The organism is Bdellovibrio bacteriovorus (genome assembly GCF_025558485.1).
GTDB lineage: Bacteria > Bdellovibrionota > Bdellovibrionia > Bdellovibrionales > Bdellovibrionaceae > Bdellovibrio > Bdellovibrio bacteriovorus_G.
This window is the reverse complement of record NZ_CP102930.1, coordinates 3,094,209-3,120,396: the sequence shown is the minus strand read 5'-3', so window position 1 is coordinate 3,120,396 and position 26,188 is coordinate 3,094,209. Positions and strand designations below refer to the sequence as shown.

The 26,188-nt window shown below is 49.5% G+C and carries 24 protein-coding genes; 11 read left to right on the top strand and 13 right to left on the bottom strand.

Annotated elements, in window-relative coordinates:
- Positions 1-50 precede the first annotated feature (50 nt).
- Together EZJ49_RS15305 and EZJ49_RS15300 are read left to right on the top strand one after the other, a co-directional pair.
- The gene (locus tag EZJ49_RS15305; RefSeq protein WP_262553126.1) at positions 51-1,697 is read left to right on the top strand and encodes a methyl-accepting chemotaxis protein; all 1,647 of its coding nucleotides are present in this window, start codon (positions 51-53) and stop codon (positions 1,695-1,697) included.
- Between the two features lie 136 nt (positions 1,698-1,833).
- On the top strand, positions 1,834-3,654 hold the full coding sequence (locus EZJ49_RS15300; RefSeq protein WP_262553124.1) for a hypothetical protein: 1,821 nt from the start codon (positions 1,834-1,836) through the stop codon (positions 3,652-3,654).
- Between the two features lie 4 nt (positions 3,655-3,658).
- Here the strand turns inward: EZJ49_RS15300 and murC are convergent, their stop codons facing one another.
- The 6 genes from murC to mraY all read right to left on the bottom strand — a co-directional run bounded on the left by murC (position 3,659) and on the right by mraY (position 10,227).
- Positions 3,659-5,020, bottom strand: a complete 1,362-nt coding sequence (murC, locus tag EZJ49_RS15295; RefSeq protein ID WP_262553123.1) for a UDP-N-acetylmuramate--L-alanine ligase — start codon at positions 5,018-5,020, stop codon at positions 3,659-3,661.
- Positions 5,017-6,093 (bottom strand): undecaprenyldiphospho-muramoylpentapeptide beta-N-acetylglucosaminyltransferase, encoded by a 1,077-nt coding sequence (gene murG, locus EZJ49_RS15290; RefSeq protein ID WP_262553121.1) that lies wholly within the window; start codon positions 6,091-6,093, stop codon positions 5,017-5,019. The genes murC and murG overlap by 4 nt, the downstream gene beginning before the upstream one ends.
- A complete protein-coding gene (gene ftsW, locus EZJ49_RS15285) occupies positions 6,090-7,235 on the bottom strand; it encodes a putative lipid II flippase FtsW (protein ID WP_262553120.1) in 1,146 nt (381 codons plus the stop codon). Before ftsW ends, murG begins: the two co-directional genes overlap by 4 nt.
- Positions 7,236-7,311: 76 nt before the next feature.
- Complete coding sequence (locus tag EZJ49_RS15280; protein ID WP_262553119.1) at positions 7,312-7,686, bottom strand: hypothetical protein; 375 nt, start codon at positions 7,684-7,686, stop codon at positions 7,312-7,314.
- 71 nt (positions 7,687-7,757) lie between these two features.
- Positions 7,758-9,146 carry a UDP-N-acetylmuramoyl-L-alanine--D-glutamate ligase gene (gene murD / locus EZJ49_RS15275; RefSeq protein WP_262553118.1) on the bottom strand — a complete coding sequence of 463 codons (1,389 nt, stop codon included), beginning with the start codon at positions 9,144-9,146 and terminating at the stop codon, positions 7,758-7,760.
- Positions 9,147-9,150: 4 nt separating this feature from the next.
- Positions 9,151-10,227 (bottom strand): phospho-N-acetylmuramoyl-pentapeptide-transferase, encoded by a 1,077-nt coding sequence (mraY, locus tag EZJ49_RS15270; protein WP_262553117.1) that lies wholly within the window; start codon positions 10,225-10,227, stop codon positions 9,151-9,153.
- 200 nt (positions 10,228-10,427) lie between these two features.
- Between mraY and EZJ49_RS15265 the strand changes: the two genes are divergently transcribed.
- The gene (locus tag EZJ49_RS15265) at positions 10,428-10,898 is read left to right on the top strand and encodes an HPP family protein (protein ID WP_262553115.1); all 471 of its coding nucleotides are present in this window, start codon (positions 10,428-10,430) and stop codon (positions 10,896-10,898) included.
- A 20-nt stretch (positions 10,899-10,918) separates the two neighbouring features.
- On the opposite strand, the gene EZJ49_RS15260 is transcribed toward EZJ49_RS15265, so the two are convergent.
- Together EZJ49_RS15260 and EZJ49_RS15255 are read right to left on the bottom strand one after the other, a co-directional pair.
- On the bottom strand, positions 10,919-12,340 hold the full coding sequence (locus EZJ49_RS15260; RefSeq protein WP_262553113.1) for a UDP-N-acetylmuramoyl-tripeptide--D-alanyl-D-alanine ligase: 1,422 nt from the start codon (positions 12,338-12,340) through the stop codon (positions 10,919-10,921).
- A 4-nt stretch (positions 12,341-12,344) separates the two neighbouring features.
- A complete protein-coding gene (locus tag EZJ49_RS15255) occupies positions 12,345-13,835 on the bottom strand; it encodes a UDP-N-acetylmuramoyl-L-alanyl-D-glutamate--2,6-diaminopimelate ligase (protein WP_262553112.1) in 1,491 nt (496 codons plus the stop codon).
- A 27-nt stretch (positions 13,836-13,862) separates the two neighbouring features.
- Here EZJ49_RS15255 and EZJ49_RS15250 point away from each other — a divergent pair, with 27 nt between their 5' ends.
- From EZJ49_RS15250 to EZJ49_RS15235, 4 genes are all read left to right on the top strand, one after another.
- The gene (locus EZJ49_RS15250; RefSeq protein ID WP_262553111.1) at positions 13,863-14,549 is read left to right on the top strand and encodes an alpha/beta hydrolase; all 687 of its coding nucleotides are present in this window, start codon (positions 13,863-13,865) and stop codon (positions 14,547-14,549) included.
- A gap of 88 nt (positions 14,550-14,637) precedes the next feature.
- The gene (locus EZJ49_RS15245) at positions 14,638-15,417 is read left to right on the top strand and encodes a hypothetical protein (protein WP_262553110.1); all 780 of its coding nucleotides are present in this window, start codon (positions 14,638-14,640) and stop codon (positions 15,415-15,417) included.
- Positions 15,410-15,577, top strand: coding sequence for a hypothetical protein (locus tag EZJ49_RS15240; RefSeq protein WP_262553108.1), 168 nt, complete (start codon positions 15,410-15,412; stop codon positions 15,575-15,577). Before EZJ49_RS15245 ends, EZJ49_RS15240 begins: the two co-directional genes overlap by 8 nt.
- Positions 15,578-15,597: 20 nt before the next feature.
- The gene (locus EZJ49_RS15235; protein WP_316963681.1) at positions 15,598-16,677 is read left to right on the top strand and encodes a beta-sandwich domain-containing protein; all 1,080 of its coding nucleotides are present in this window, start codon (positions 15,598-15,600) and stop codon (positions 16,675-16,677) included.
- 37 nt (positions 16,678-16,714) lie between these two features.
- On the opposite strand, the gene EZJ49_RS15230 is transcribed toward EZJ49_RS15235, so the two are convergent.
- Positions 16,715-18,298: a RecQ family ATP-dependent DNA helicase gene (locus EZJ49_RS15230; RefSeq protein WP_262553107.1), complete on the bottom strand. Its 1,584-nt coding sequence runs from the start codon at positions 18,296-18,298 to the stop codon at positions 16,715-16,717.
- Between the two features lie 191 nt (positions 18,299-18,489).
- On the opposite strand from EZJ49_RS15230, the gene EZJ49_RS15225 reads away from it, so the two are divergent.
- Positions 18,490-19,344, top strand: coding sequence for a penicillin-binding transpeptidase domain-containing protein (locus tag EZJ49_RS15225; protein ID WP_262553106.1), 855 nt, complete (start codon positions 18,490-18,492; stop codon positions 19,342-19,344).
- 91 nt (positions 19,345-19,435) lie between these two features.
- On the opposite strand, the gene EZJ49_RS15220 is transcribed toward EZJ49_RS15225, so the two are convergent.
- Genes EZJ49_RS15220 through rsmH form a run of 3 tightly spaced genes read right to left on the bottom strand, consistent with a single transcriptional unit; the run spans position 19,436 to position 22,722 of the window.
- Positions 19,436-21,418 (bottom strand): penicillin-binding transpeptidase domain-containing protein, encoded by a 1,983-nt coding sequence (locus EZJ49_RS15220; RefSeq protein ID WP_262553105.1) that lies wholly within the window; start codon positions 21,416-21,418, stop codon positions 19,436-19,438.
- Between the two features lies 1 nt (position 21,419).
- The gene (locus tag EZJ49_RS15215; protein WP_262553104.1) at positions 21,420-21,755 is read right to left on the bottom strand and encodes a histidine kinase; all 336 of its coding nucleotides are present in this window, start codon (positions 21,753-21,755) and stop codon (positions 21,420-21,422) included.
- Positions 21,736-22,722, bottom strand: coding sequence for a 16S rRNA (cytosine(1402)-N(4))-methyltransferase RsmH (rsmH, locus tag EZJ49_RS15210; protein ID WP_262553103.1), 987 nt, complete (start codon positions 22,720-22,722; stop codon positions 21,736-21,738). Before rsmH ends, EZJ49_RS15215 begins: the two co-directional genes overlap by 20 nt.
- Positions 22,723-22,769: 47 nt before the next feature.
- On the opposite strand from rsmH, the gene EZJ49_RS15205 reads away from it, so the two are divergent.
- The 3 genes from EZJ49_RS15205 to hpt are packed head-to-tail and all read left to right on the top strand — an operon-like array spanning position 22,770 to position 25,190.
- Positions 22,770-23,834 carry a hypothetical protein gene (locus tag EZJ49_RS15205; protein ID WP_262553102.1) on the top strand — a complete coding sequence of 355 codons (1,065 nt, stop codon included), beginning with the start codon at positions 22,770-22,772 and terminating at the stop codon, positions 23,832-23,834.
- A gap of 17 nt (positions 23,835-23,851) precedes the next feature.
- A complete protein-coding gene (locus EZJ49_RS15200; protein WP_262553101.1) occupies positions 23,852-24,640 on the top strand; it encodes a uracil phosphoribosyltransferase in 789 nt (262 codons plus the stop codon).
- Positions 24,641-24,659: 19 nt separating this feature from the next.
- Positions 24,660-25,190, top strand: a complete 531-nt coding sequence (gene hpt, locus EZJ49_RS15195) for a hypoxanthine phosphoribosyltransferase (protein ID WP_262553099.1) — start codon at positions 24,660-24,662, stop codon at positions 25,188-25,190.
- 414 nt (positions 25,191-25,604) lie between these two features.
- Here hpt and EZJ49_RS15190 read toward each other — a convergent pair whose 3' ends face one another.
- On the bottom strand, positions 25,605-26,090 hold the full coding sequence (locus EZJ49_RS15190; protein ID WP_262553098.1) for a hypothetical protein: 486 nt from the start codon (positions 26,088-26,090) through the stop codon (positions 25,605-25,607).
- Positions 26,091-26,188 lie beyond the last annotated feature (98 nt).

The window sequence follows — 26,188 nt, the reverse complement described above, 5'->3', positions numbered from 1 at the left end:
AGCTTCTCCGATAAGGACCTCAAATCATTTTTGAACGCGAGGTTCATTCTATGAAGTTCAATACAAAGGTTATGCTGAATATCGCTATCGCCTGCATTATCTGTACTGCGGCCGCGGTGTTCATTTCATCGTCCCGCATTTATTCGCAAGGCGAAATCCAGCTGATTGAAAAGTCCCAGGCGATTCTTTCACGTCTGGAGGCCGTTCGTTCCTACATCGCTTCCCAGGGCGGTCTGGACGCCAGCGTGGAAAAAGCTCTTCAGGAGCATCCCGATGGCAATCTTCCCAAAGATGCGAAACTGACAATTCTAAAACAGGTTCCGATCTTTGCCGCAATGAAAGTCGGCGCCGAAGGGGCCGAGCAGGAAGGCTATAAATTCAGAATCTTTTCCGACGAACCCCGCAACGCCGACAACCGCGCTACTGAAGCGGAAATGGCCATTCTGAAAAAATTTGAAGCAGACCCCAAACTTCAGGAACTTACGGCCACGACTGAAAATGAAATCATCGTGTATCGTCCCGTGCGTCTGACCGAGGCTCAGGGTTGCATGACCTGTCATGGTGCCCCTGAAAAATCCCCGTGGAAAAACGGCAAGGACATTCTGGGTTACCCCATGGAAAACTGGAGCGACGGCAAATTGCACGGTGGCTTCGCCGTTATTTCCACCAAAGAAAAGATTCAGGCCGCAGCCACAGACGCTACTTGGTACATCATCCTGTGGTCCGCCAGCCTGTCTTTGCTGACACTGGCGCTGTCGTATCTGATTTTGAAAAAACCAATGAAAGCGCTTTCCGGTATCGCTGAAAAATTGCAGGAAACCGGAACCGGCGTTGCGCAGGCAAGTCAGGAAATTTCCAAGTCCTCGCAGGATCTAAGCACAGCGGCAACCACTGCGGCATCCTCGATTGAACAAACCACGGCCGCGACCGAGGAAATGTCCAGCATGATCAAGCTGAATGCGGGACACACCAACGAAGCCCGCGTCCTGGCAGAAACCGCTCAGGTAAAAGCGCGTAACGGCAAAGATGAAGTGGAAAAACTGATTCAGTCCATGGACGAAATCGCCAAAAGCTCAAAAAAAATCGAGGAAATTATTTCCGTGATCGACGATATCGCCTTCCAAACAAATCTTCTGGCTTTGAACGCCGCCGTCGAAGCTGCTCGCGCCGGGGAACAGGGCAAAGGCTTTGCCGTTGTTGCCGAAGCCGTGCGTGCTCTGGCTCAAAGAAGTGCGACCTCTGCCAAAGAGATTGCCGACCTGATTCAGGACAGTGTGGAAAAAATTGAAGGCGGCCATGAAGTGGTTCAGGCCAGCGGCACAATGCTGAATGAAATTGTTCTTCAGATCGAAAAGCTGACCGCCTTGAATATTGAAATTTCCACAGCCAGCAGCGAACAATCCCAAGGGGTGACTTCCATTAACATGTCCATCAACGAACTGGATCGGGTGACCCAGAACAACGCCTCTGCCGCAAGTGAATGTGCTTCGGCAGCGGAAGTTCTGTCAGACAGATCCCAGCAAATGCACGTGATGGTGCAGGAACTGATCTCAATCGTGGAAGGTCAGAAACAAATAGCGCCGTCTCAGACTCCGCCACCGGCGATGACCACCAGAAAGACACCGCCGCCTGTGGCACGGCCTTCCCGGCCCGCACCAAGCCATGAAGACCTTCTGCCTCTGAACAAGGTTTCCTAAAAGAAAAGGGGTGTCTCAAAACGAGACGCCCTTTTTTTATTTCCCCGCCCCTCTTCGTCACTTGCTCAGGCCATAGACGACCGTAAGCCTTTAATTTCCCTCCGTAAGTGGACAGAATCTTGCACCCTGTCTGGGCATGAAACCAATGTGGCTTATTTTCATAAATGCGCTGTTCACCCTGCTGACTGTTTGCAGTCAGGCCGGCACTAAAAAAATCTGCACCATGACGCTGAACTCGGCTGATGAAAAGCAGGTCCTGCAAGACCTTTATGCTTCAGAAAAAGTCGAGATCATTGAACTGGTTCCAACTCAGAACAAAAATCCATACTGGCTGCAACAAGCCTGCAATGCCGGTATCGAATGCGATGTGCTGCTGGTCTCCGGTCATTTTGGCGGGGTCTTTTTCGGTGAAGGCGTCAGCACCACTTTGGATCTGAAAGAACTGGAACGCTTAAGCTGTTCCAATTCCTGCCCGGGAATTCTGAAAAAACCCAAAGATGTCTTCCTGATGGGCTGTAACACACTGGCAACCAAAACCCGCGACAAAAGATCCATTGAAGAATACGTGGAAGTACTTATCAAAAACGGCTTCCCTCGCGACTTGGCGGAACGTGTGGCTTTTTCCCGTTATTCTGATTTTGGCATGAGCATCAGTCAGATCTTTGCGTCCGCATTCCCCCACGCCGAACGCCTGCATGGGTTTGCCAGCACGGGCCCCTTGGGGAAAGTCGCAGGTCCTTTACTGCGTCAGGCCCTGCGCGGAACCAACGCGGAAATCTTCTTTAGCAAAGGCCCGGACACCGCACGCCTGAACAAACTTTTTGCTGGCAGCAGCTATCGCATTGTGGAACCCCGCAAGGAACTGGATCAGAACTATAAAACCCTGACGTGCAATGCGTTTTCCAACAGCCCAAATCACAATCAGGACGCCATCACGTTTCTGTCGAAAAAACTTCATTTAAAAAAATATTACGAGCCCCTGCTGGAAGCCACCGAAAATCCGGTATTTATGATGATGCTGAAGGAAACTCTGGAAAATTCCACAGAAGTTCGTCGTAATTTTGAATCCTTCTTCACCGAGCTGAGCATTGCCCGTTCTTTGCCATTAAAAATGAAAGTACAGATCGTGGACCTGCAAGCGCAATTGGGATTGATTCCTGAAGTCGTGAAATTTGACCAGCAGGAACAAATGATTCGCCAGCGCCTGAATGAAGGGTTGAACTTTATCGTAACAGACCAATTCTGTGCCATGAAAGATCAGCTTAAAAACATCGAACTGAAATCCGCATGGCTGCGCACCTCCCCGGAGGCTTATCAGTTCATCCCCCGCCTAAGCCAATGTTTCGGCAGCTATGATATGGGTGTGGAAAGCCTGCTGAAGGAAATGATGTATAGTTCAGACCCCTCTCTGCGCCGTGAATCCCTGCGTGCACTGAAGGGCCATTTCCATTCACAGGACTATCGCGAACTCACAAAGGTTTCCACCCAATGGCCGCGCCGGGATCGCCTTGAACTAAAATACAGCACGGGATTAAACAGTCCGACGGAATGGTTAAGTGCCGATGTGCAGGCCTGCTTACAAAGTGCCGCTTCCCGCCCGGACAGTTCCGACCGCGATGGTGCACGCTGGGGCTGCTATAACAGCTACGAAACCGTGATCGATTCCCCGGTGAAATGTCATGAATTTGCCGGTCAGTTTGAAACTCAAAGTGTGACCGGCATTGCCTGGAGCTGTCTGACCCGCTTTGAAAAAGACATTCATTTGGGGGCTTGCCTGGCCTCTGCCGACTATATCCCCGATCCGGAAAACTCGGATGATGTTCGCTGGTTCTGCTGGTCCAAACTGTCCCAACAAAACCAACTAAGCCGTTCCGAGTGTCTGGCCCTGGCGTCCTCGATGAAAATTCAAGGCAATCGCTTCAAGGCCAACTGGAATTGTATGAATCGTTTGAAGTAAAATTTTACAGGTGGTTCAGGACATCCAGCCCCAGTTTCCAGCCATCTCCGGCACCGAGGGTGACAAAGACATCGCCCTCTTTCAACATCCCCAGAATTTTTTGTGTCGCTTTTTCATCGCGCACAAAATAGTGAGCATGTTCGTGCTTCATTTCCTGCGCCAGTTTTTCACTGGTCACACCCGGAATTGGAGCTTCTCCAGCCGGATAAATATCTGTCAGCAGGACCTCATCAGCTTCCATAAATGCCGTGGTGAAATCATGCCAGCAGTGCTGAGTGCGTGAATAACGATGCGGCTGGAAGAAAACCACCAGTCGCTGTTGCGGATACTTTTCACGGAAGGCCTGCAATACCGCACGCACTTCTGTGGGATGATGTCCGTAATCGTCGTAAACCTTGATGCCTTTTTTCTCGCCCTTGAAGTGGAATCGACGATCCACACCTTCATAGCGTTGCAGACCTTTTGCACAAGTTGCAAACGGAACCCCCGCCGCCACACCCGCACAGATCGCCGCCACCGCATTTAAAGCATTGTGACGCCCTGGAACCTTCAGGCCAAACTCACCAACCAGATGTTTTGTGCCCAGCAGACGGTCATGGCGATGAACCGCATAGTGCCCCTGTTCTCCGGAAACCACCAGATCGTTCTTTTCATCAAAGCCATAGAACAAAATACGTTTCGGGAAGTTTTCAAAGATCTGACGAACCAAAGGGTCATCTCCGCACACAATCACCTTGCCATAGAAAGGAACTTTCAAGGCAAAGTCATGGAAGGACTTTTGCACATTTTCAAAGGTTTTAAAATGCTCCAGATGGTCTGAATCAATATTGGTGATAATGGCAATTTCTGGGGACAACTTGTGGAAGCTGCCGTCAGATTCGTCGGCCTCGGCCACCAGCCATTCGCCAGAACCCAGCATCGCGGTGGATTTAATCAGCTCAAAACGACCGCCGATAACGATCGTCGGGCTTAAATTCGCTTCCAGGAAAATCGCCGATGTCATGGAGGTCGTTGTCGTCTTGCCGTGCGTTCCCGCCACCGCAATACCGCGCTTCAAGCGCATGATTTCAGCCAAAGCCTCGGCACGAGGAATCAGAGGAATCTGACGGGCGCGGGCTTCTGAAATCTCGGGGTTTCCGTACTGAATCGCGCTGGAATACACCACCACATCCGCGTCCCCCACATTGGCAGCCGCGTGGCCTTTAAAAACTTTAACACCCAGTTCTTTCAGACGCTCGGTATTGGCGTTTTCCGCCATGTCACTGCCGGACACTTTCGCGCCGATATTGTGCAGAAGCTCCGCAAGGCCGCACATACCGATACCGCCGATGCCGACGAAGTGAAATTTAGCGTGCTGTAATTTCATTGCAGAATTTCCTTTGCGATCACCGTCGCAGATTGAGGGATATAGAAACTCTTTATATTCCGAACCATTTGATCACGCAAAGCTTTATCAGCGCGCAAAGATTGGACTTCTGAAATCAACCTTTCCGGAGTTAAATCTTTCTGCAAGATCATGCGGCCCGCATTCTTTTCCACCAGACTTTCCGCATTCTTCTGCTGATGATTATCCGCAGCAGGAAGTGGGATAATGATCGGAATAATTCCAAAAGCTGCGGCCTCTGCAATAGAGCTGGCACCACCACGGCAGACAATGATATCCGCCCACTGATAATATTTGGCCATGTCGTAGATAAACTCAAAGGGCTGAACCTCGCAAGGAGTGCCTTTTTGATATTTTTCCGTAATGGTTTTAATGTCTGCCGAACCCACCTGATGAACCACAGACAGGTTCTGAACCCAAGCTCCTCCGGCCATCACCGCGTCACTAAGACAGTTGTTCAAAACGCGCGAGCCCTGACTGCCGCCAAAAGCCAGCAGATGGAACTTTTCATTCTGGGAACTTTGATGAACGGCACTTTCTATTTCGGCCCGTACCGGCATGCCCGCTTGAATGATCTGACTGTTTTTCAGATACTTTTTAGCTTCGTCAAAGACCACGAAACACTTATCCACAAAACGGGATAGAAGACGATTAGCCATTCCCGGCATTGCGTTAGGTTCCCACACTGCAGTATTAAAGCCGATAAAACTGGCAGCTAACACAAAAGGACCGGAGGCATAACCGCCCACACCGATCACATACAAAGGTTTTAACTGCCCCAGCAAACGGATGGACTGCCACAACCCCAAGGGGATTTTCAGCAAAGTTTTAAGTCTTTGCACCGGGCTTTTAACATTTAATTTTCCAGATTCAATAAAGTGCAGAGGGAAGCCTTCACGGGGAACAATTTTTCCCTCCAGGCCTTGATTGGTGCCCACGAAGTGAATTTCCAGTTCGGGGTCCATTTTCTGTAGCGCCCGGGCAATCGCAATGCCCGGATAAATGTGTCCGCCAGTTCCTCCCCCGGCGATCACGATGGTTTTCTTAGAAGTCATTTACTATTCACCTTTGATGTCGTCCAACGAGAACCGAAGCGACGGGAAAACTTGTCCTCTTCAAATGAATTCTCGATGTTCAGAATCAGACCAAACATAAAGCACAGGGACACCAAAGAACTACCGCCGTAACTTAGGAACGGCAAGGTCAAACCTTTGGTCGGAAGCAAGCCCATCACAACACCTGCATTGATAAAGACACTCAAACCAAATGTCACTGACAATCCCAAAGCCAAAGCTCTTTTGAATGGCTCCTCAGCTTTGACCGCAATCTGCATTCCGCGGAAGACCACAAATCCGTACAGGGCCAGAATCAGAATAAATCCGATGAAGCCCATTTCCTCTCCCAGAACCGCCAGCGTGAAATCCGTGTGCGCTTCAGGAAGGAAGAACAGTTTCCCCTGCCCCTGCCCCAAACCCGCTCCGGTCAAACCGCCGGAATGGAAGCTCAGCATACTTTGAATCACCTGAAAGCCTTTTTGCGCCGGGTCCGCCCAAGGATCAAGGAAGGCCAGCACACGAGCGCGACGGTAAGGCACAGACATCACCAAAAAATAAAATGCCGGAATCATCACCGCGATAGCACCCGCGATGTATTTCCACTGCAAACCGAATGCGAACAGCAAAGTCACGCCGACCATCAGGATGATCGCAAAAGTTCCAAAGTCAGGTTGTTTCAACAACAGCCCCAGCGGAGCAATCAATGCCAGAATCAGCCAATGCCATTTCACCCGGCCCAGAAAATTTTCCTGACGGCACAACAAGCTGGCAAAACCGATACTGAAGGCAATTTTTAAAAGCTCTCCGGGTTCAAAACGCACACCGAATGGCAGTTGAATCCAGCGGATCGCCCCACCCACACGCACACCCAGTCCCGGGATGAAGGTGGCCAGAATACCGAAGGTCGCCGCCAGCCACAACAGCCAGCCATGTTTTTCAATATAGCGGAAAGGAATATGGATCGTTCCCACTAGCACCGCCATCGCCAGCACCGCGAAAATCAGTTGTCGCTTGAAGAAGAAAAGACCGTCTCCGTAAGATTCGATCGCGAAAATAAAACTGGAAGAATAAACTTGAACAAGACCTATTCCCAAAAGAGTGATGATGGCAAGGAACAGGCTGCTGGACAGATATCTCAACATAAAAATGGACTCCCGACCTTTAGTTTAATCAAGAATCCATTTTATCGTCTATGACTGTAAAAAAAGCTGGACCCGCTTATTCAGAGACAACTTCAGCGTCAGAATCCGCTGTTTCAGACTTCACCGGCGCTGCGGGGGCTGGCTTTTTCACAGCCGCTCTTCTTTCAGAACGGTTGGCTGTGGCACAGCAGTAAATAACACCCGAATGATCAGAGGAGTTTTTGTAGTTGGTCACAGTGAAGTTCTTGCTGGCATCGCAGCGTTTGGCCATGGACATGCTTAGTTCCACATCCAGATCCGGGAAAAGATCGCCACTGACAAATTCACAATACATGCCGGAAGAGGCAGCCAGTCTTTCACGTTCTTGCTGACGGGCTTTGAAAGTTCCGGAAGCACAGCCGGAAAGAAGTAAAGCGGAAGCGGGAATCAATAAAAGGAAATGACGAGACACAAAGCCCTCCTGGCAAATACAGTGCGGATACTCAAAGGGCCTCATCCTCGAGGCCCTTTGCTGGTTTCTTATCAGTGAAACTTTCTCACGATTTCTTTAAAATACTCGCCGCGTTCTTCAAAACTGTCAAACATGTCAAAGCTTGAACAACCCGGAGAAAGCAGAACCACGTCACCGATTCTCGACTTTTGGTAAGCGATCAAAACCGCCTCCTCAAACGTACCGATCAGGAAGGTTTCAGAGAAGTCACCAAGGTCGCGATTGATGCGTTCTTTCGCTTCCCCGACCAAGATCAAGGTTTTCACCTTGCGTTTTACGGACGTGCGCAAAGGCTCGTAGTTCAGATTTGTATCCTTACCACCTGCAATTAAGATCACGTTTTCATCGAAAGTGTCCAGGGCACGCAAAACCGCATGCACGTTGGTGGCTTTAGAGTCGTTGTAGAACATCACTCCGCCCACTTTACGCACGTATTCGATGCGGTGTGGAAGACCTGCGAAAGTATTGATAACTTTCTGAACCGCTTCACGAGTCGCCCCGTGTTCACGGGATGCCAAAATCGCCGCCATGACGTTTTCCACGGAATGTTTACCGCGCATTTTCATGCCTTTGATATTGAAGCTTTCGATCTCTGGACCGGTGCGAACACGGATTTCATCGCCGATATTCACGGCGCCACCGATGTTCATGATTTGTGGTTCCAAAGCCGGTTTGCGAGAGAAGTAGAAAATACGACCGCGCTGAACCGCCGGATCACGCGCCAGTTCCACCACCGCGTTGTCATCTGCATTCAGAATGCTGGTTGTTGCCTGATTTGTGTTTTTGAAGATACGGCGTTTGGCATTCACGTATTCTTCCATGGAACGGTAACGATCCAGGTGATTTTCCGCAAGGTTCGTGAACACGATATTGCCCGGATTGAAAGTGTCACAGTGTTCAAGCATGAAGCTGGAAACTTCCGCTATCACCACCTGAGCTTTTTCATCCAAACGCAGATAATCCACCAGAGGCTTTTCATTTGCGCCGCCCACCCAGGTTTTCACGCCGGATTCAGTCAGGATCGCCTCAGTGATTTTTGCCACTGTGGTTTTACCATTTGTGCCGGTCAAACCGATGATGGGTTCTTTGATAAAGCCCGCAGAGAATTCAAACTCACCTGTGATTTTGATCCCTTGGGAACGAGCGTATTCAAAGATTTTCAAATTGCTGGGAACACCCGGGGATAGAATCACCAGATCCTGAGCAATGAAAGTCTTCGGACTGTGTCCGCCCAACTCGAACTTGATGGGCAAGTCACCCAGTTGTTCCAACTGCGCCGACAATTCCGGCTTGGACTTGTGATCTGTCACAGTCACTTGCGCGCCATACTTGGTCAGGAAGTGCGCCAAAGAAACACCTGTTTTCCCCAAGCCCACAACCAAAATGCGCTTATCTTTTAAATCACTATACTCTTTATACATCTTCTTACCTCAACTTCAGAGTGGCCAAACTTAAAACCGCTAATAAAATAGAAATGATCCAGAAACGAACGATGATCTTGGTTTCCGTCAAACCACCCAATTCAAAGTGGTGGTGAATCGGAGCCATTTTGAAAACCCTTTTCCCGGTCATTTTAAATGAAATCACCTGCGTGATCACGGACAGGGCTTCCACCACGAAAACACCGCCAAGCAAAAGCATCAGCAGTTCGTTTTGAGTGATAACTGCCATCGTGCCCAGGAATCCACCCAAGGACAGGGAACCCACATCACCCATGAACACTTGCGCCGGATAGGCATTGAACCACAAAAAGCCCATGCCCGCCGCCACGATGGTCGCCGCCACCGGAGTCAGCTCCCCTGCACCCATTACGTGAGGAATTTGCAGATAATTCGCAATCGAGAAGTGCCCCGTCACATAGGCAAACAAACCCAAAGTCGCTGCCGAGATCATAACCGGAACAATCGCCAGACCATCCAGACCGTCTGTCAGATTCACTGCATTCGCAGTTCCAACAATCACCAATGCGGCAAACACCACATAGAAATAACCCAGATCAATGGACACGGATTTCATAAAGGGAATTGTCACAGCCGTGCTCATCCCATGAAAGTGAACCAACGCTGCCACCACCAAACCGCTGATTAAAAACTCTCCGGCCAGACGGATTTTTCCCGACAGACCTTTGGAGTTCTTTTTGCTGACCTTAAGCCAGTCATCCATGTAACCGATCAAGCCAAAGCCCCACGTCACAATCAGAACACCCCACACCAGCGGGTTCATCATATCCACCCACAGCAGGCACGGAATCAACGTGGAAAGCAGAATCAGACCACCACCCATTGTTGGAGTCCCGGCTTTCTTCTTATGCGTTTGAGGACCATCGTCACGAATGGCCTGACCGAAGTGTTTCAGCTGAAGACGCTTGATAAAATGGGGGCCCCACATCCAGCACAGCAGAAACGCTGTGAAGAAGGCAATAAAAGTTCTAACGGTGATATATCTGAAAACATTCAGCGGCGAGAACTCATCTGCCATCGAATAAAGCCATTGGTAGAGCATGCTGTGCTAATCCCCTGTTGCGACCTAAAAATTAAAATTTGCTAGGAACTTAGAGGATTTAGCACATTCGCTGGCCTAAAATCAAGAAAAACTTGTTAAGTTATTGTTTTTATTATGTTTTATCAAAAAACTGATAAGTGACACAGATCATGTTCTTACCTTCAAGAAGTGCTAAACTAAACGTGTTGAAGGAGGTCGTTGTGAAAATTGCGTTGAAAGACCATATGACACGGAAGCTGATCACTGTAAACAAGGACGCCCCTGCGGCGGAGGCCCTTCGTCTGATGACTAACTACTGGATTCGTCACTTGCCTGTGATGGATACCGACGAAGACTACATCATCGGCATGCTTTCAGAGCGCGATCTGTTGCGTTCCTCCAGTGCAGACACTCCGGTTGCAAAACTGATGACGTCTCCGATCAAAACATTTTCCATTGATGCTCCTATGAAAAGCGTCGTCGATGCGATGATTGAAGAAAAGGTTTCAGCCTTCCTGATTACCAAGGAAGATGAAGTCGTCGGTATTGTAACTTCCGAAGACATGCTGATTCTGCTGGATCAAATGCTGAAAAAAGACGAATCGTCCGACGCCCCTTGGGTGCTGGGAGATTTACTTGCAAATCCCCTGCTGCAAAGAACAGCCTATCTGGTCGGGCAAGCCGGTGTTTAAAAGAATCCTGAACCTTTGGATTATTGCTTCTCAGTAAAATCCAAAGGTTCGCATGGGAAGACAAAGCGTTCCAGCTTGGTTCCGCGGGAGGCTTTAACAACAGCGATATCCCCTTGCTTCAGGAACTTCGCCAGATCCTGACCGGAGCTGTCTTTATAATCTTTTTCAATCACGGATGGATTTTTATACCCGGCTTCAGTCAGGCCTTTTGAAAAAGCCTGGGCATCATCGCCAATGAAGTACACTTTATCAAAACCGGCATTACCCACCCATGCACCCAGTTCTTCGTGCAAAGAAGCAGACGCCGTTCCCAGTTCACGCATCTGGCCGAAGACACCCACTTTGCGCCCAGATACCTGCAACAGCTTCATATTATCAATTAAAGCCTTCATGCTGTCAGGGTTGGCATTGTAAGCATCAAAGATCATTTGTGCACCGGATTTCAAATGCACCAGTTGATTGCGACCCCAGTTGGTTTTACACGCTGGCAGCCCTGCCCACACCTGATCCGGCGTCATTCCGACAGCCAGACCGATAGAGGCCGCCGCCATCAGATTCGTCAGATTCTGCGCACCAAAAACCTGAATGCGGGCTGTACTTTCCATTCCGCCAATGGCGCCTTTCACCATAATTTCGTTCATGTTCATCGAAGAAATCATCAGATGAACATCAGCGCGCGGATCTTCAGAGGAAAAAGTCAGAATACGCGCTTTTGGAAATTTCTCGCGCGCTTTGACGTACATGTTGTGGGTTTGTTCATTGTCCAGATTATAAATACGAATGGTTTTATCGCTGGCAGCTTCGTAGATTTCCTCTTTGGCTTCAGCGACCTTTTCGATCGTGCCAAAGAATTCCATATGCGCTCGTCCCACCATTGTGCACACGACAACATCCGGTTCTGCAATATGTACCAACTCAGTCAGTTCGCCCGCATGATTCATGCCCATTTCAACGATGGCCACATCCTTTTGCGGATGCAACTGAAGCAACGTGAACGGCACTCCCCAATGATTATTGAAGCTTCCCTTGTTGTAGTGAACATTCAATGCAGAACCCACAAGGGCTGCGGTGAACTCTTTCGTCGTTGTTTTACCATTGGACCCGGTAATTCCCACCACTTGAGCCGAAGACTGATGGCGCGCCCAATTGCCCAACTGCTGCAAAGCCTTCAGGGTGTCCGGAACCAGAATCACCGTGACTTTGTCTTTCAGGGCATCGGTCAAAACATTTTCCGTGTGCACCAGAACTCCGGTCGCCCCCTGCTCCACCGCTTTATCCACAAACGTGTGAGCATCAAAGGCCTCGCCCTTTAAAGCGATGAACAGCTGGCCCTGCAAATTGGCACGGGTGTCCGTGCCGATCCCGGAAAACTGTGTGTCTTTTTGGCCTAGAACTTTGCCGCCTGTGACATTGACAATTGTTTGCAGATCCATGGATCTCATCGCGTTACCTTCCTTGCAAAGCCTCTTCGGCCACTTTCACGTCGCTGAACGGGAACTTTTGTGTTCCGATGATTTGATAGTCTTCATGCCCTTTACCGGCGATAAGAATCACGTCTCCGCTGCGGGCTTTTTTTAACGTCTCGGAAATCGCCTCTTTGCGGTCCACGATGGTGGTGGCTTTGGTTTTATCCGCAGATGCCACGCCAGTCAGAATATCCTGAATAATGGCCTCGGGATCTTCTGTGCGCGGATTGTCTGAGGTGATGACCACCTCGTCGGAATATTTCAATGCCATCTGCGCCATCAAGGGGCGCTTGCCCTTGTCACGATCCCCGCCACAGCCAAAGACTGTCCAGATGCGAGCCTGCGATTGCAGATTTTCACGAACCTTGTTCAGGGACGTCAGAACATTTTCCAATGCATCCGGTGAATGCGCATAATCCACAAACACCGCAAGGTCCTTGTCATTGGGAACAGACTGCAAACGCCCCGGAACCCCGGTGAAAGAATTTAAAGCTTCCACACAAACACCCAGCGGCAGACCCGCCGACAAACCAGCCCCCAATGCCGCCAAAGCATTCATCACATTGTGAGTGCCCGACATTGGCAGCTTCACTTCGGATTCTCCCAAAGGAGTCCACACTTTGAAATGAGTCAGGGCGAAATCCATTTTGATGATTTCATAGCGAATATCAGAATCCTTGGCACCATAAGTCCACAGCACCGCCGGATCAGCCACGCGCAAACGGCGACCATACTTATCTGCCGTGTTGATGATCGCGAAACACGGACGCTTGTGAGTCTTCCACAAAAGATCCGTGAACAGGCGCTGCTTGGCCTCCAGATAGTTTTCCATAGTCTGATGATAATCCAGATGATCGCGAGTCAGATTGGTGAAGATCACCGTATTGAACGGCACACTGTCCACACGTTTTTGATCCAAAGCGTGAGATGATACTTCCATCGCCACCGCCATCGCGCCTTCGGCCCGGAACTCACGCAAACGGCGCTGCAGGAATACAGGATCAGGCGTGGTCATTTCAGATGGCCAGACTTTTTCACCCAAGTGATGGTTCACGGTTCCAATCACGCCGGTTGGGATTTTTCCGTGATTCAAAATAGCTTCGGTCATGTAGGTCACGGAAGTTTTTCCGTTGGTGCCGGTCACCCCGACACAGAACAATTCCTGCCCCGGGTCCCAATAAAAACGACTGGCTAAAATATCCAGCACCTCGCGGGAATTCGGAACCTGCAACACCACACCGGCAAATTCCGCAGGAACCTGCGTACGATCCTCCACCACCAAGGCAGCGGCGCCTTTGCTGGCGGCATCAGCTAAAAAGCTGTGCCCGTCCAACTTGCTGCCACGAATGGCAACAAAGACCGAACCTGGTGTCACCAGGCGGGCATCGTTGAAAACTCCCGTCACTTCAATATGAGCAAATGCGTTTTCAGGAATTCCCGGAAGAATGGAAAAGAGATGTTGCAGTTTCACGCACTAAGAGTAACTTAGGACTCAGATATGAGACAACTCGGAAAAATACATTGCCAAGAAATAAATCACGACGATGATGCGCCCTGGGTCATCTTCTTTCATGGTTATGGCGCAGACGCCAATGACCTGTTTTCTCTGGGGGAAATCATTTCCACAAAGAAAACCTTCAACTGGCTTTTCCCCAACGGAAATCTGGAAGTCCCCATTGGCCCGGGCTGGACAGGCCGTGCGTGGTGGACAATTGACATGATGGAAATTCAGCGCGCGCAAGAACGCGGTGAACATCGTGACTTCAGCAACGACACCCCCAAAGGCATGGCCAAGGCCTATGATCTGACCATGGAGATGATCAAACAGCTCCGCGTCCCCTGGAATAAAATTATTTTAGGCGGATTCAGCCAAGGGGCCATGCTGGCAACGGAACTTTATCTGCGTGCTCCGGAAACCCCGGCGGGACTGGTGATCATGTCCGGCACACTGGTGCATCAGGAAGAATGGAAGAAATATATCCCCCATCGTGCGGGACAAAAGTTCTTCCAAAGTCATGGTGAACAGGATGCTGTTCTTGGCTTCAAGCAGGCGCAAAAGCTGGAAACACTGCTGAACCAAAACGGCATGAAAGGGTCTTTGATGGGCTTCCGTGGAGGCCATGAAATCCCGATGCCGGTTCTGATGAAAATCGGCGAATACCTGAATTCAGTGCCGCTGCCTTAACCACTCTGTCAAAGCCTTAGACACCCTGAGAGTCCATATGAAATAGGCTCTCAGGGAATCTGGCACCGGGCTTGCTTTAAAAGCCTCTATGCCCGGACGCTTTCTAACTGCCTTCATTTTATTTTTTTCTTTTGCCCTGCCGGGGCAGGCCACAGGCATTTTAGAACAAGCCACCATTATTGCCAGAATGAGCTCCTATCAGGATGGTCCGAACTGCTTTAACACATCCCTTTTAAGTCTGGGCTACACCCGTACACAAGTTTACACATCCAGCGCGGAAATTGAACACTATCTGAAACACCACTGTCAGGAAATTCCCCTGAATCTTAAAAAGCTGGAACCCGAAACTTTGCTGACATATAGCGAAGACGGATATCTCGTTCATTCCGCGGTGGCGGTCAGTAAAGAAAATATTCTGGAAAAAAACAGCCTGTACGGCAGCAAACATCACGAGGTCTTCGGTGATCCCGCACCGGGCAAGTACCTTCTGCATCCGGTAAAACAGTCCGCCTTTTTCAGCCAGATCGGCAAAAAGGAAAATGCACACGCCAGGGCCTATCGCTGCCAGAATGCCACTCAAGTTTCTGTCCATCAGACACAGTTTGAATCCGACGACAGCATTCGCCGCTTAAAAGAATTCCTGACTTTCATTGGCACGGTTCAAAAAATCCAAAACCCAACAGATCTGGCAGCCAAGATGAACTCTGAACTTTTGCAAAAATTCAAATCCCTGCGAATATCTGAAGCTCTGGAGGCTTCATCCAGCTCAACACAAAAAGAATCTTACCGCCTGAGTCTGGCGGAATCTTTGGCCTATCAGTGGAATCTGCTAAATTGCTCGGATGCCTATGTGAAGTACGATGAATAGTCTGGCGGAATCTTTGGCCTATCAGTGGAATCTGCTAAATTGCTCGGATGCCTATGTGAAGTACGATGAATGTTATGCTCCGGAAATGAAAGCCTCCATTGACGCCCTGGAAGCCTTCTATCCCCAAATCTTCCGCCTGCGCGAAAAAATGAATCCCTAAAATGTCAGGGTGTCGAATCTATCAACAACCGTCTGTTTCTGTACATCACTCGCAAAACACAAGGGCTGGTGTACCGACTGGAAGTTCAACCGGCGACATCCATTCGAAAAATCTCTATCAAAGCGGTTAAAAGCAAACTACTGACTCACAAAGCCTATCTGATCACGAGCGAAGGCAAAAGAATAAAAATTCTGGAGTTCAGCAAGTCTTCTTTGCTTCAAAATCAACAGACTGCGATGTCTGAGGATCTAAATTCACGTGAGCGTATTTCCGCTATCGACATTCGTGCGGAATCCATGCAGTCCGAAGCGGATATCGAAGTGACGGCCTATTCGGACGAATCCCGACCTGCCCTGAAAGTCGTCCGTCCTGCAGAAACATCCAAGCCCACACCTCCACCGCCTCCATCACAGGGTCACAACAATGGGCGTCCGGACCGCTATGCTGATGTTTTAAGCTGCCGTTGGAATGGTTCCAACAATCAACCTTACAATGAGTCCCGCCGTTTCTTCATCGGTAAAGCCGCACGTGGTTTCACTTATGCCGAAAACTGCGATGATAATATTCGCCAGGCACGCCGTGCAGGTGGGCAATTGGTTTGTAACTGGAGTGGAACTAACTATGTGGCATATCGCACATCTGATGGTGTTCAAGTCGGTAGAACTGACCACGGCTACTCCGAACTGGAAGGATGCCAAAAGGCCATTGAAGACACCGCCAACGGCCTTATGTGCAGTTGGAATGGCACCGGCTATTCCGCCTATGTTATCAGTGAGGGTTCTCGCAATGTAGGCAAGACTGGTTATGGAAATTCCTCTTATGACGTCTGCGCGAAGAACATCAAAACCGCCACACGAGGCATTTTGTGTCAGTGGAATGGAAACAACTCTCAGCCTTATGTGATCGCCACCAATCAGGGAATTGGAAAAACAGACTATGGATACTCACAACTTTCCTCCTGCCAGCAGTCTTTGGGCACAGCTTCCCGCGGATTTATCTGTAACTGGACCGGAGAAGGTTACGGACGTTACTCCGTACGAAATCCCACGGAAATCACCAGCGGAGTTTATAAAAATATAGAAAACTGCATGAATTACTAAGAAAACAAAAAAGGCGATGAGAAATCATCGCCTTTTTTTATCTGTGCTGACCCAGTTCTGCCAGAACATCCCAGCCGAACTTTTCCAGCTTCGCTTCACCGATGCCATAGATGTTTCTCATCTCGTCCAGACTGCGCGGATTTTTCTGCGCCAAATGTCTTAAAGTCTGATCGCTGAAGACCACAAAGGCCGGAGCATCCAGCTCTTTGGCTTTTTCTTTTCTCCAGCGTTTCAGTTGCGCCAGACGCTGTTCCTGCATTTCATCCAAAACAATTTCCTGTGCGCCACCTTTGGACTTTTTCGGTTTGGCTGCGGATTTGATTTTCTCTACGGCGATATCCAGTTTTTCAAGCGGCGTGATGACTTTCAAAACCTTGCGACCTGATCGCGTATCACAACTGTCACAATGCCCACAGCGTTCAATACGCTGGGAATCCTTGTAGTAAGTCAGGATCTCAGCATGACGACATTCCCCGCCTTCGGAATAATTCACCAAAGCGTCCAAGTTGCGCCAGCGGGCATCTTTGATTGCGTCGGGCGCTTCTGAGCTGTGAATGAAGTAGGACTGCAAACCCTTGTCTTTTTTTGCATACAAAGTCAGACAGGTGGATTCCTTGCCATCACGACCGGCACGTCCCATTTCCTGATAAAGAGCATCAATGTTTGCAGGAATCTGGAAATGAATGACCAAGCGAACATCCGGCTGATCTATCCCCATTCCAAAGGCATTGGTCGCCACCAAAATGCGTAACTTGCCTTCAGCATAGGCGTCCTGTGTGGTCGTACGCAATTCCGCGCTGAGTCCCGCATGATAAAAGCCGACTTGTGCGCCGAATTTCTTTTGCAGGAACGCGGCGATATTTTCAGTCACTTTGCGGGTCCCGCAGTAAACGATAATACGCCCTTCAGGAGTCTGTTTGATCCCCTGAAGCAGCAATGCCATTTTGGCATCTTCGTCTTCACACAGCTCGACCTGATAGAAAAGATTGGAACGATAAAAACCGTGGACCATGCGTTCCGGCTTTTTAAGCTGCAACTGTTTGGAAATATCATCCAGCACAGTGGGCGTGGCAGAAGCCGTCAAAGCCAGAACCGGCACATCCGGGCAGAGCTTCTTCAGAATGCTCAGCTGAGCGTATTCCTCGCGGAAGTCATGCCCCCACTGGGAAACACAGTGAGCCTCATCAATAGCGAACAATCCCACCTGACGAGCCTGCACCCAACGATGGAAACCCTCTTTTTGGGCGCGTTCCGGGGAAAGGTACAACACAAAAGCGCCGCCCTTGTTGATCTCTGCAAAGACCTGACGCTTTTCCTCGTCGCTTTGTCCGGAATGCAGACAGCCCGCCGGAATACCAAAGCGCTGCAATGATGCGACCTGATCTTTCATCAAGGCAATCAAAGGAGAAATCACAATCACCAGCTTTTGCATCACAACAGCAGGATACTGATAGCACAGGGACTTTCCGCCACCCGTGGGCAAAACCGCCAGAACATCCCGACCGGACAACACAGCCGAAATAATTTCCTGCTGACCACGTCGGAACCCTGGAAGATTGAAATACTTTTTTAGCTGATTTTCCGGTGGAATGGCGGTGGTTTCCATAGACGACACTTTCATGCAAAGCTCCTTTGATAGCAACAAGAATGCTCTGATAATTTTGCTGCTGCGCAAGCCTTAAGCAAAACCAGCGCCTCGCCCTAACCCCTTGAAAATCCACCAGAGTTTTCATCACTTCCGAATTTCAGACGGAAAATATACGAGACCTTTAAAAAAAATTATGAGACCCTAAAAATTCTCAAGGAGTTGACATGAAAAGAAATCTTCTTATCTCGCTGTTCATTTTAACTGCCGGATGCTCCTCTCCTGCACCGGTTGAAAAATCCGCCCCGGCTCCAGAACCTGTCAAAACCGATCTCTATCCCGGTAAAGCCGTGTGCTTCCTGCTGATTGATGCCCAAACCGGACAAATCCAAAAGTCCATCAACGAGGAAAACTGCAATGTGCAGCTTCCGGCTTGTTCCACATTTAAAGTGCCCTTGGCTGTCATGGGATTTGATTCCGGTCTTTTGAAAAATGAAAATACGAAATTCAAATGGAACAAACAAAAGCACTCCATCCCTGCGTGGAATCAGGATCAAACAGCTGCTTCATGGATGAAAAATTCCACTGTATGGTATTCGCAGGTTCTTACCGGAAAAATGGGTTTTCAAAAGTTGCAGAACTACCTGCGCAAATTTGACTATGGCAACCAGGATCTTTCCGGAGGAATTAAGACAGCCTGGCTGACTCCGGCGGCGTTCGTGAAAGAGGAGAAGGGGTTTTCTTTGAAAATTTCCGCTTTCCAGCAAACGGACTTCCTGAAGAAGCTTTTGTACGACAAGTTGCCAGCCACCAAAAAATCCCAGGATCTGACCAAAAAAATCATTTTCCTGGAAACAACCCCGGCGGGAAACAAGTTCAGCGGCAAAACCGGCTCCGGATACACCGACACCACTTTGAAACGACGAATCGGATGGTTTGTCGGAACTCTGACCACCAAAGACCGCGAATACGTTTTTGCGACAAATTTCACGGACACTGTGGATGTTGAAAACGGTGAATACGGCAGCCGCTACGCCAAAGAACTGGCCATCGAACAGCTTAAAGCCGAAAATCTCTGGTAAAAAAAAGGTACGGACTTACTTATGGTAGCAGCAGCGCTCCATTTGCTGCAACCGCACTACCATAAGTAAGTCCGTACCTTTGCTACCTTTGCTATTTTAGAATGACCGTGATTTCTTTATTTTCCGGAACTTGCGAACCCGCACTTGGCTGAATATCGCTGACCAGTCCCTGCCCGACGAATTTCACCTTCAGCTCTTGTCCGCTGATTCGGCGAAGCACTTCACGCGTTGTCATATTCAGAAGATTCGGAACTGTTTCAACAGTTTCCATCTCTGTGGCTTTATCCAATTCCGCCGCCGTCAGAAGCTCTGGGACCGCAACCTTTTTAACCGGCTTTGGATTTTCCGCCGCGATCTTGCGTGTTTTTGGATTTACGGTGGATTCTTCCGCCAGTGGCAATGGAGCAATACCCTCTTTACGAACAGCATATGAAGCCACACGGGCAAACACCGGAGCCGCCACTGTTGAACCATAGTAAGACTTGCGCGGAGAGTCCACAGCAATGTAAATCACAAACTTGGGATCATTCGCCGGAATGAAACCACCGAAACTGGAAACGTAAACACCCTTCAGGTATCCCCGGCCATTCGGATTCACCTTCTGCGCTGTTCCGGTTTTACCCGCAACCATGAAGCCATCAACACGGGCATTGCCGCCTGTACCGCCCTTGGTGGTCACCCCCAACAACATAGCCCGCATCTGCGAAGCCTGTTCAGCAGACAGAATACGACGAATTGGTTTTGGCTGAGTTTCCACCAGTTCCCCGGTTTCCGCATCACGCATGGACTGAACAATGTACGGCGTATTCAACACACCACCATTGGCAATAGCGGCAAACGCGTTGGCAATTTGCAAAGGCGTTGTCGAAATCCCGTGGCCGAAGGAAATATTACTAAGCAAGTGCGGTCTCCAAGGCAACGCCTGCACCATGCCGCGCGCTTCTCCCGGAAGATCCACACCCAAACGCTGCCCGAAACCGAAATCCAAAAGTCCCTGGCGCAGTCTTTCCTGCCCCATTTTAAAGGCGATCTTGGTTGTGCCCACATTCGAGGATACCGCCAGGATTTCTGAAACGGTCAGGTCTTCAAACTTTTCTTTGGTTTCAGCTTCTCTGATGATGCGATCACCGACACGGAAGCTTCCTTTTTCACAGTAGAACTTTGTATTGGGCTGAATCAGTCCGTCACGCAAAGCCGCCGCAATCACAAAGGCCTTCATGGTAGAGCCCGGTTCAAATGCATCTGTCACAATTTTATTACGACGATATTCCGCCGGGGACTTTGTCGCTTTATTCACATCAAAAGTGGGTGCGGAAGCCAAAGCCAGAACCGCAGAGGTTTTTGCATCCAGAATCACACCCACGGCATGATCGGCTTCAAACGTCGATACCGCGTTGGCCAGTTCACTTTCCAGACGATACTGCAGATCAGAATCCACCGTGAGCTTCAGCTCACTGCCCTCGGGATTTTCAATGAACATCAACCCATCATTGATCAGCGGACGCCCGCGGGCATCACGCTTGACCATGACTTTTTTCTTGTTACCCGTCAGCGCCTGATTGTAGCCCAGCTCCAAACCTTCAAGCCCCTGACCTTCACTGCCCAGGAAACCCAACGTCTGCGCCAGCAAAGTTTCATTCGGATAAACACGGCGCCATTCTTCCACGAACGACAGTCCGCGAATATCCCAAGATTTGATTTCATCAGCCTTGTCCTGTTCCAGCATGCGCTGAATCCAGACGAAACGGCGGCTGCCGTCTTTAATTTTGGAATAGATTGATTCCGATGACTGGTTTAGGACTTTGGCCAGCTTACGGGCCACCTGCTTGCGATTTTCCATGATCTTGGGGTCGGCATACAGGGAATAAGCCGCCGCCGACATCGCCAGATCACGACCATTGCTGTCCACAATTGCTCCGCGACGGGCGGGCAATGAAACCTTGGTTTGAAACTGACGATTTTGCAGATTGTTCAGACGATCATTCGGCAAAAATTGCAAATAAGCCGCACGCATCGCCAGTGCGGACCACAGAACCAGAATCCCTACAAAGATGACAACAATACGTGATTTCAAACTACAGATCCTTTTTTGCGATACCTTTTTCAGATACGGAATTCATGTCGCTGGCCAATTGACCGCTAAGATGAATGATCTGATTTGCCTGTACTTTTTTAAGTGTGAACTTTTGCTGTGCCACGGAATCCAGCAACTGCGGACGCGTGATCTTCGCCAGCGCAATTTCCTTGGTGCGTTTGTCTTCCCAGACTTTTTTGTGTTCGCGGGTCAGTTTCAGAACGCTGTAGCCCATGCGGCGCTCCTCCATTTGCAGGAAGACGATGGAAAACAGCGTGAAAATAATAAGTAGGATGCTGAAGAAAGGTTTTAGCTGCTTAAAGTTTTCCTTGCTCATCCTGAGCACTCCTCTCGAAGATTCTCAACTTCGCTGAACGCGAGCGAGAATTTCTGTCACACTCTTCCTGAGTGGGAACAATTACTTTTTTAGTCACCGTGCGCCCCATATCCTCAGAGGCACGGAAAATATTCTTAACAATTCTATCTTCCAGAGAGTGGAAGGAAATCACCGCCAAACGCCCGCCTGGATTCAGTGCGCGGATCATTTTCGGCAAGGACTCTGCCACCACTTCCAGTTCGGAATTCACCGCCAGCCGCAAAGCCATGAAATACTTGGTCGCCGGGTGATGGCCTTTGACCTGCCATCCATCCACACGCTCAATCAAGCCTGCCAGGGCACTGGTTGTCTGAAATGCTTTGGTTTTGCGATCGTTCACAATCGCGCGCACGACTCTGGAAGGGCGATAGACCTCGCCGTACTCTTTGAAGATTCGAATGAGTTCATCCTCAGAAGCCGTATTAATAAGCACCTCAGCCGTCAATCCCTGCTGTTGGTTCATTCGCATATCCAGGGGGCCATCGTTATAAAAACTAAAGCCTCGTTCCCCCTGGTCCAATTGCGGAGAACTCACACCTAGATCTAAGAGCATCATATCAAAGTTATTTAGATTGTGTTCCGAAAACTGCGAGAAATTACCGTGGATTACCTTTAACTGGCCCTTCTCGACCTCAGTCGGGAAGCGGGTTTGCGCGTAGGCAATCGCAGTCAGATCTTGGTCCATGACCGTGGCTTTCATCTGGGGATAGGCAAACTTCATGGCCATGTAGTGTCCACCTCGCCCAAAGGTTCCATCAAAATAACTCAATTCACTTTTGTGTCTCAGAGGGTAGAACGCCCCCAGCACCTCTTGCAGCAACACCGGATAGTGCTCCGGGGAGAATTCAAAGGGAAGCTCGACCTTCGGCGGGATCTCTTCTTCGTGACGTTCAATTTTTTCACCGGATTTGGGCTTATACTTCTTCATGATCGCGCGCTTTCGCTGGTTTGAAATTCCTGTGGGATTTTCAAGGTATGAATTATTCTATTGAGCGTCAAGTCGCTTTGTCTTACCCTGATTGCATGCTTATCAACTGCCCCCGCTGTGGTTTTCAACAACCTGAAGACAAATACTGTGCGCAGTGTGGCGTTGACATGGAAAGCTTCAAACCCGCAACCCCACCTGCCTGGAAACGTTTTATTGGCAATCCGCTGATTCAGCTTTCTTTGGTTGTTGTCGTTGCAGGCGGCGTTGGCATTACGCTTTATCAAAAAGGCCAGCAAAATCTGGAACGCCGGGTTCAGTACCTGAAATCCACCGTGCAAATCAATTCCACCAGCGGCGTCACCGATCTGCCCGAAGCCCTTCCTGTGGCTGAAGCCAGTTCAGAATCCACCTCACAGTCTTCGGAAGCAGCAGATGGCGTGGTTGATGCCTATAAGGTGGAACCTCCTCCAGCAACTGCCGCTCTGGCCGTGGCTGCAACTCCGGGCGCATCGCCAACTCCAAGCCCGACAGCTCGCACCGGCGCGCATTTGATTGTTTACTACGCTGAAGTCCCGCGAGGTCGCCTGAATACGATCTTTACCGTCAGCCGGTCCACCGGGCAGTTTATGAATTTTAACGAATACACCGCAGGCATCCTGCCTGATTTTAAAAAGAATGTGCTGGATCACTCGGACATCGTGATTCTGCACAAGGAAGATCGCACTTTAAGCGCCAGCCGCACCCTGCAATGGTCATACGCCGCCAAAAACCGCATGAACCCTTCCATGGAAATTGGTCTGACGACATTCTTTGAGCTGAGTGATCTTGAAAACAACAGCCTGCGTGGCAATCTGGAAATTCAAAGAAACTGGCTGGAGCCCTCCCCGAGTGGCACTTTGGAATTACAACGCAAGTCCTTCCCCGCTATTTTTGAAATCGGGGGCGAAACCGGCTTCTTTATGTCCGGTGTTTTGCCTCCGGGCCCCGGCATCGACCGCCCTATCGAAGATGATCTGATGAACTTTGAAATCTACAAAATCCTTCGTTCCCCACGCTTCCGTGCCGGTCAAAGCGAGTTTGTGATCTTTGTTGATTTTGAAAAAGGTAATTAAACACCAAAGGCTACATCATGACATTTCAGCAGGAACTGGCCCATCATTATGGCCCGCAAGTGCATCTTATCGACAGTCCTTTCTTGAACGGTCTTCTGGCCCGCCTGTGTTCCCCGGATACATTCCAGCCTGAAATCAACCGCATCGTGGAAGTTCTTTACACCCACATGATTTCAATCACGATCAATAATGAATTCCAGATCGAAGCGTTCAAACAGGACACCCGTATGACGGCGATCCACCCCGAACAAAAGCTTTCCGGGAACAGAATCCAGACATCACAGAAAGCCGTCAGTGTGAACCTGGCCCGTGCCGGAACTTATCCCAGCCATATCTGTTACAATTTCCTGCACTATGCCCTGCCCGCTCAAAATGTCCGTCAGGACCATATCTTTGCCGCCCGCGTGACAAACAGCAAAGACACTGTGACCGGGGCGGAGTTTGGCGGTATGAAAATCGGCGGTGACGTTAAAGACGCCCATGTGATCTTCCCCGACCCCATGGGAGCCACCGGAAACACCATGGTCACGGCCATTGAACACTACAAGACCCATATCGAGGGCCCGGCCCGTAAATTTATCGCCCTGAATCTGATTGTGACCCCGGAATATTTGAAGAATGTACTGGCAGCTCATCCCGAGGTCGTAATCTATGCCTTAAGACTTGACCGGGGACTGTCCCCTCAGGCAGTTTTAGAGGCAACTCCCGGACAGTTTTGGGATCAAGAACGAGGCCTGAACGACAAACAATACATCGTCCCAGGCGGCGGGGGCTTTGGCGAAATCATGAACAACTCCTTCGTGTAAAGTTGGAGAAAGGACCACCATGACGAATCTTTCCTTAAAACCCTACATCACTGAAGAGCAAATTCAGCAAAAAGTAAAAGAGCTGGGCACGACTCTTTCCAAAAAATTTAAAAATGAAAAAGTGGTGGCGGTTTGTGTCCTGAAGGGTTCCTTCATGTTCTATTCCGATCTGGTTCGTGCGATTGACGCCGACATCACTTGCGAATTCTTCGGTGTGGCTTCTTACCACGGCGGGACTTCATCTTCCGGCGAAGTGAAAGTGACTTTGGATCTGGCAAGCCCGATTGAAAACTGCCACGTGATTCTGGTGGAAGACATCGTGGACACCGGCCTGACCATGAACTATCTGAAAAATGCCATTCAGTCCCGCAAACCAAAAAGCCTGACAACAGTGTCCTTGCTGGAAAAGCCGGATGCTTTGAAAGTAAAATGCGACATAGACCACGTCGGCTTCAAAATCCAAAACGAGTTCGTGGTGGGTTACGGCTTGGATTATCAGGGTTACTACAGAAACCTGCCGTACATCGCGCAAGTTCAGAACTTCCAGTAATCCCCGTCCACACAGAAAATTAATAATAAAAAAACCCGCAAGTAAAACTGCGGTTTTTTTGTTTTAGAAATTACTTAGAGCCGCAGAAGACCGCAACAGTACACAGGTGCCCCCGCCAGCCCCGTCCATGTGTTCCCCTTCCGAGGTTCGCAGGCCCGTCTCCCAATCACTGGTCCATGGGCCTGATACACGCCGGAGGCCGCTTCAAAGATCTCTTAAAGTTGTTTCAACTGGAGAATGATCGTTAAAATCATAGCCAGAATAAGCAAAAGCTCTTTAGTAATCTTCAAAATGCGTCGATAACGCAAGTATTGGGGTTTGCGCATCGGACACCTCCTGTTATTTCGGACAGGAGATCCACCAAAAGCGAGATTGGCGAAGGCGAATCTCGCTTTTGCATTTTTAAAGCCACATCTAGAACGTACAGTTGATTTCGGCCAGGGCCTTTTCAGAGAAGATGCTTTTTACTGAATCCAAAGCGTAGCCCAAAGAAACCACTTTCAGATCCGGACTGACCTTCACCATCATCACCTGATAGTCCTGACCGGATGGTCCTTCAGACGGCAGCTTTTCTTTTTTGGTCAGGACACCTTTTTTATAAGTGATGCTTAAACCCGGGCGCACTTGCAGGACGCCCTCTTTCAAAGGCAGCTTGTCAGCAGGAATGCGGATCGAATCTGTGATGGATGTTTCCTTGTCCGAAGTCAAAGACACCACCACTTCATCGCGGCCTTTTAGATCTTTGCGGTTTTCAACAGAGTAATTACAGGAAGTGGCATCGGTTCCCAGAATATTGGAAAAGCCCAGAACTTCCGTGGTGGTTTTACTGACCACAGGTGCCGCCTGCACAATGATCGCAGAGAAAAGAACTGAGAAGAAAACGATGGCTGGCTTTTTCATAAAACTCCCACTGGCTCGTAAATCATAGAAACTGTGAGAGTATAGGGGCCCCGATTCCCCCTTTCCAGACGCAATAAACGGCCCTGCGGAAAGAGGGA

Coding starts and splice junctions, on each gene's coding strand:
- EZJ49_RS15305 (WP_262553126.1), top strand. CDS start 51: ATGAAGTTCAATACAAAGGTTATGCTGAATATCGCTATCGCCTGCATT.
- EZJ49_RS15300 (WP_262553124.1), top strand. CDS start 1,834: ATGAAACCAATGTGGCTTATTTTCATAAATGCGCTGTTCACCCTGCTG.
- murC (WP_262553123.1), bottom strand. CDS start 5,020: ATGAAATTACAGCACGCTAAATTTCACTTCGTCGGCATCGGCGGTATC.
- murG (WP_262553121.1), bottom strand. CDS start 6,093: ATGACTTCTAAGAAAACCATCGTGATCGCCGGGGGAGGAACTGGCGGA.
- ftsW (WP_262553120.1), bottom strand. CDS start 7,235: ATGTTGAGATATCTGTCCAGCAGCCTGTTCCTTGCCATCATCACTCTT.
- murD (WP_262553118.1), bottom strand. CDS start 9,146: ATGTATAAAGAGTATAGTGATTTAAAAGATAAGCGCATTTTGGTTGTG.
- mraY (WP_262553117.1), bottom strand. CDS start 10,227: ATGCTCTACCAATGGCTTTATTCGATGGCAGATGAGTTCTCGCCGCTG.
- EZJ49_RS15260 (WP_262553113.1), bottom strand. CDS start 12,340: ATGAGATCCATGGATCTGCAAACAATTGTCAATGTCACAGGCGGCAAA.
- EZJ49_RS15250 (WP_262553111.1), top strand. CDS start 13,863: ATGAGACAACTCGGAAAAATACATTGCCAAGAAATAAATCACGACGAT.
- EZJ49_RS15245 (WP_262553110.1), top strand. CDS start 14,638: ATGCCCGGACGCTTTCTAACTGCCTTCATTTTATTTTTTTCTTTTGCC.
- EZJ49_RS15240 (WP_262553108.1), top strand. CDS start 15,410: ATGAATAGTCTGGCGGAATCTTTGGCCTATCAGTGGAATCTGCTAAAT.
- EZJ49_RS15230 (WP_262553107.1), bottom strand. CDS start 18,298: ATGAAAGTGTCGTCTATGGAAACCACCGCCATTCCACCGGAAAATCAG.
- EZJ49_RS15225 (WP_262553106.1), top strand. CDS start 18,490: ATGAAAAGAAATCTTCTTATCTCGCTGTTCATTTTAACTGCCGGATGC.
- EZJ49_RS15215 (WP_262553104.1), bottom strand. CDS start 21,755: ATGAGCAAGGAAAACTTTAAGCAGCTAAAACCTTTCTTCAGCATCCTA.
- rsmH (WP_262553103.1), bottom strand. CDS start 22,722: ATGAAGAAGTATAAGCCCAAATCCGGTGAAAAAATTGAACGTCACGAA.
- EZJ49_RS15205 (WP_262553102.1), top strand. CDS start 22,770: ATGAATTATTCTATTGAGCGTCAAGTCGCTTTGTCTTACCCTGATTGC.
- EZJ49_RS15200 (WP_262553101.1), top strand. CDS start 23,852: ATGACATTTCAGCAGGAACTGGCCCATCATTATGGCCCGCAAGTGCAT.
- hpt (WP_262553099.1), top strand. CDS start 24,660: ATGACGAATCTTTCCTTAAAACCCTACATCACTGAAGAGCAAATTCAG.
- EZJ49_RS15190 (WP_262553098.1), bottom strand. CDS start 26,090: ATGAAAAAGCCAGCCATCGTTTTCTTCTCAGTTCTTTTCTCTGCGATC.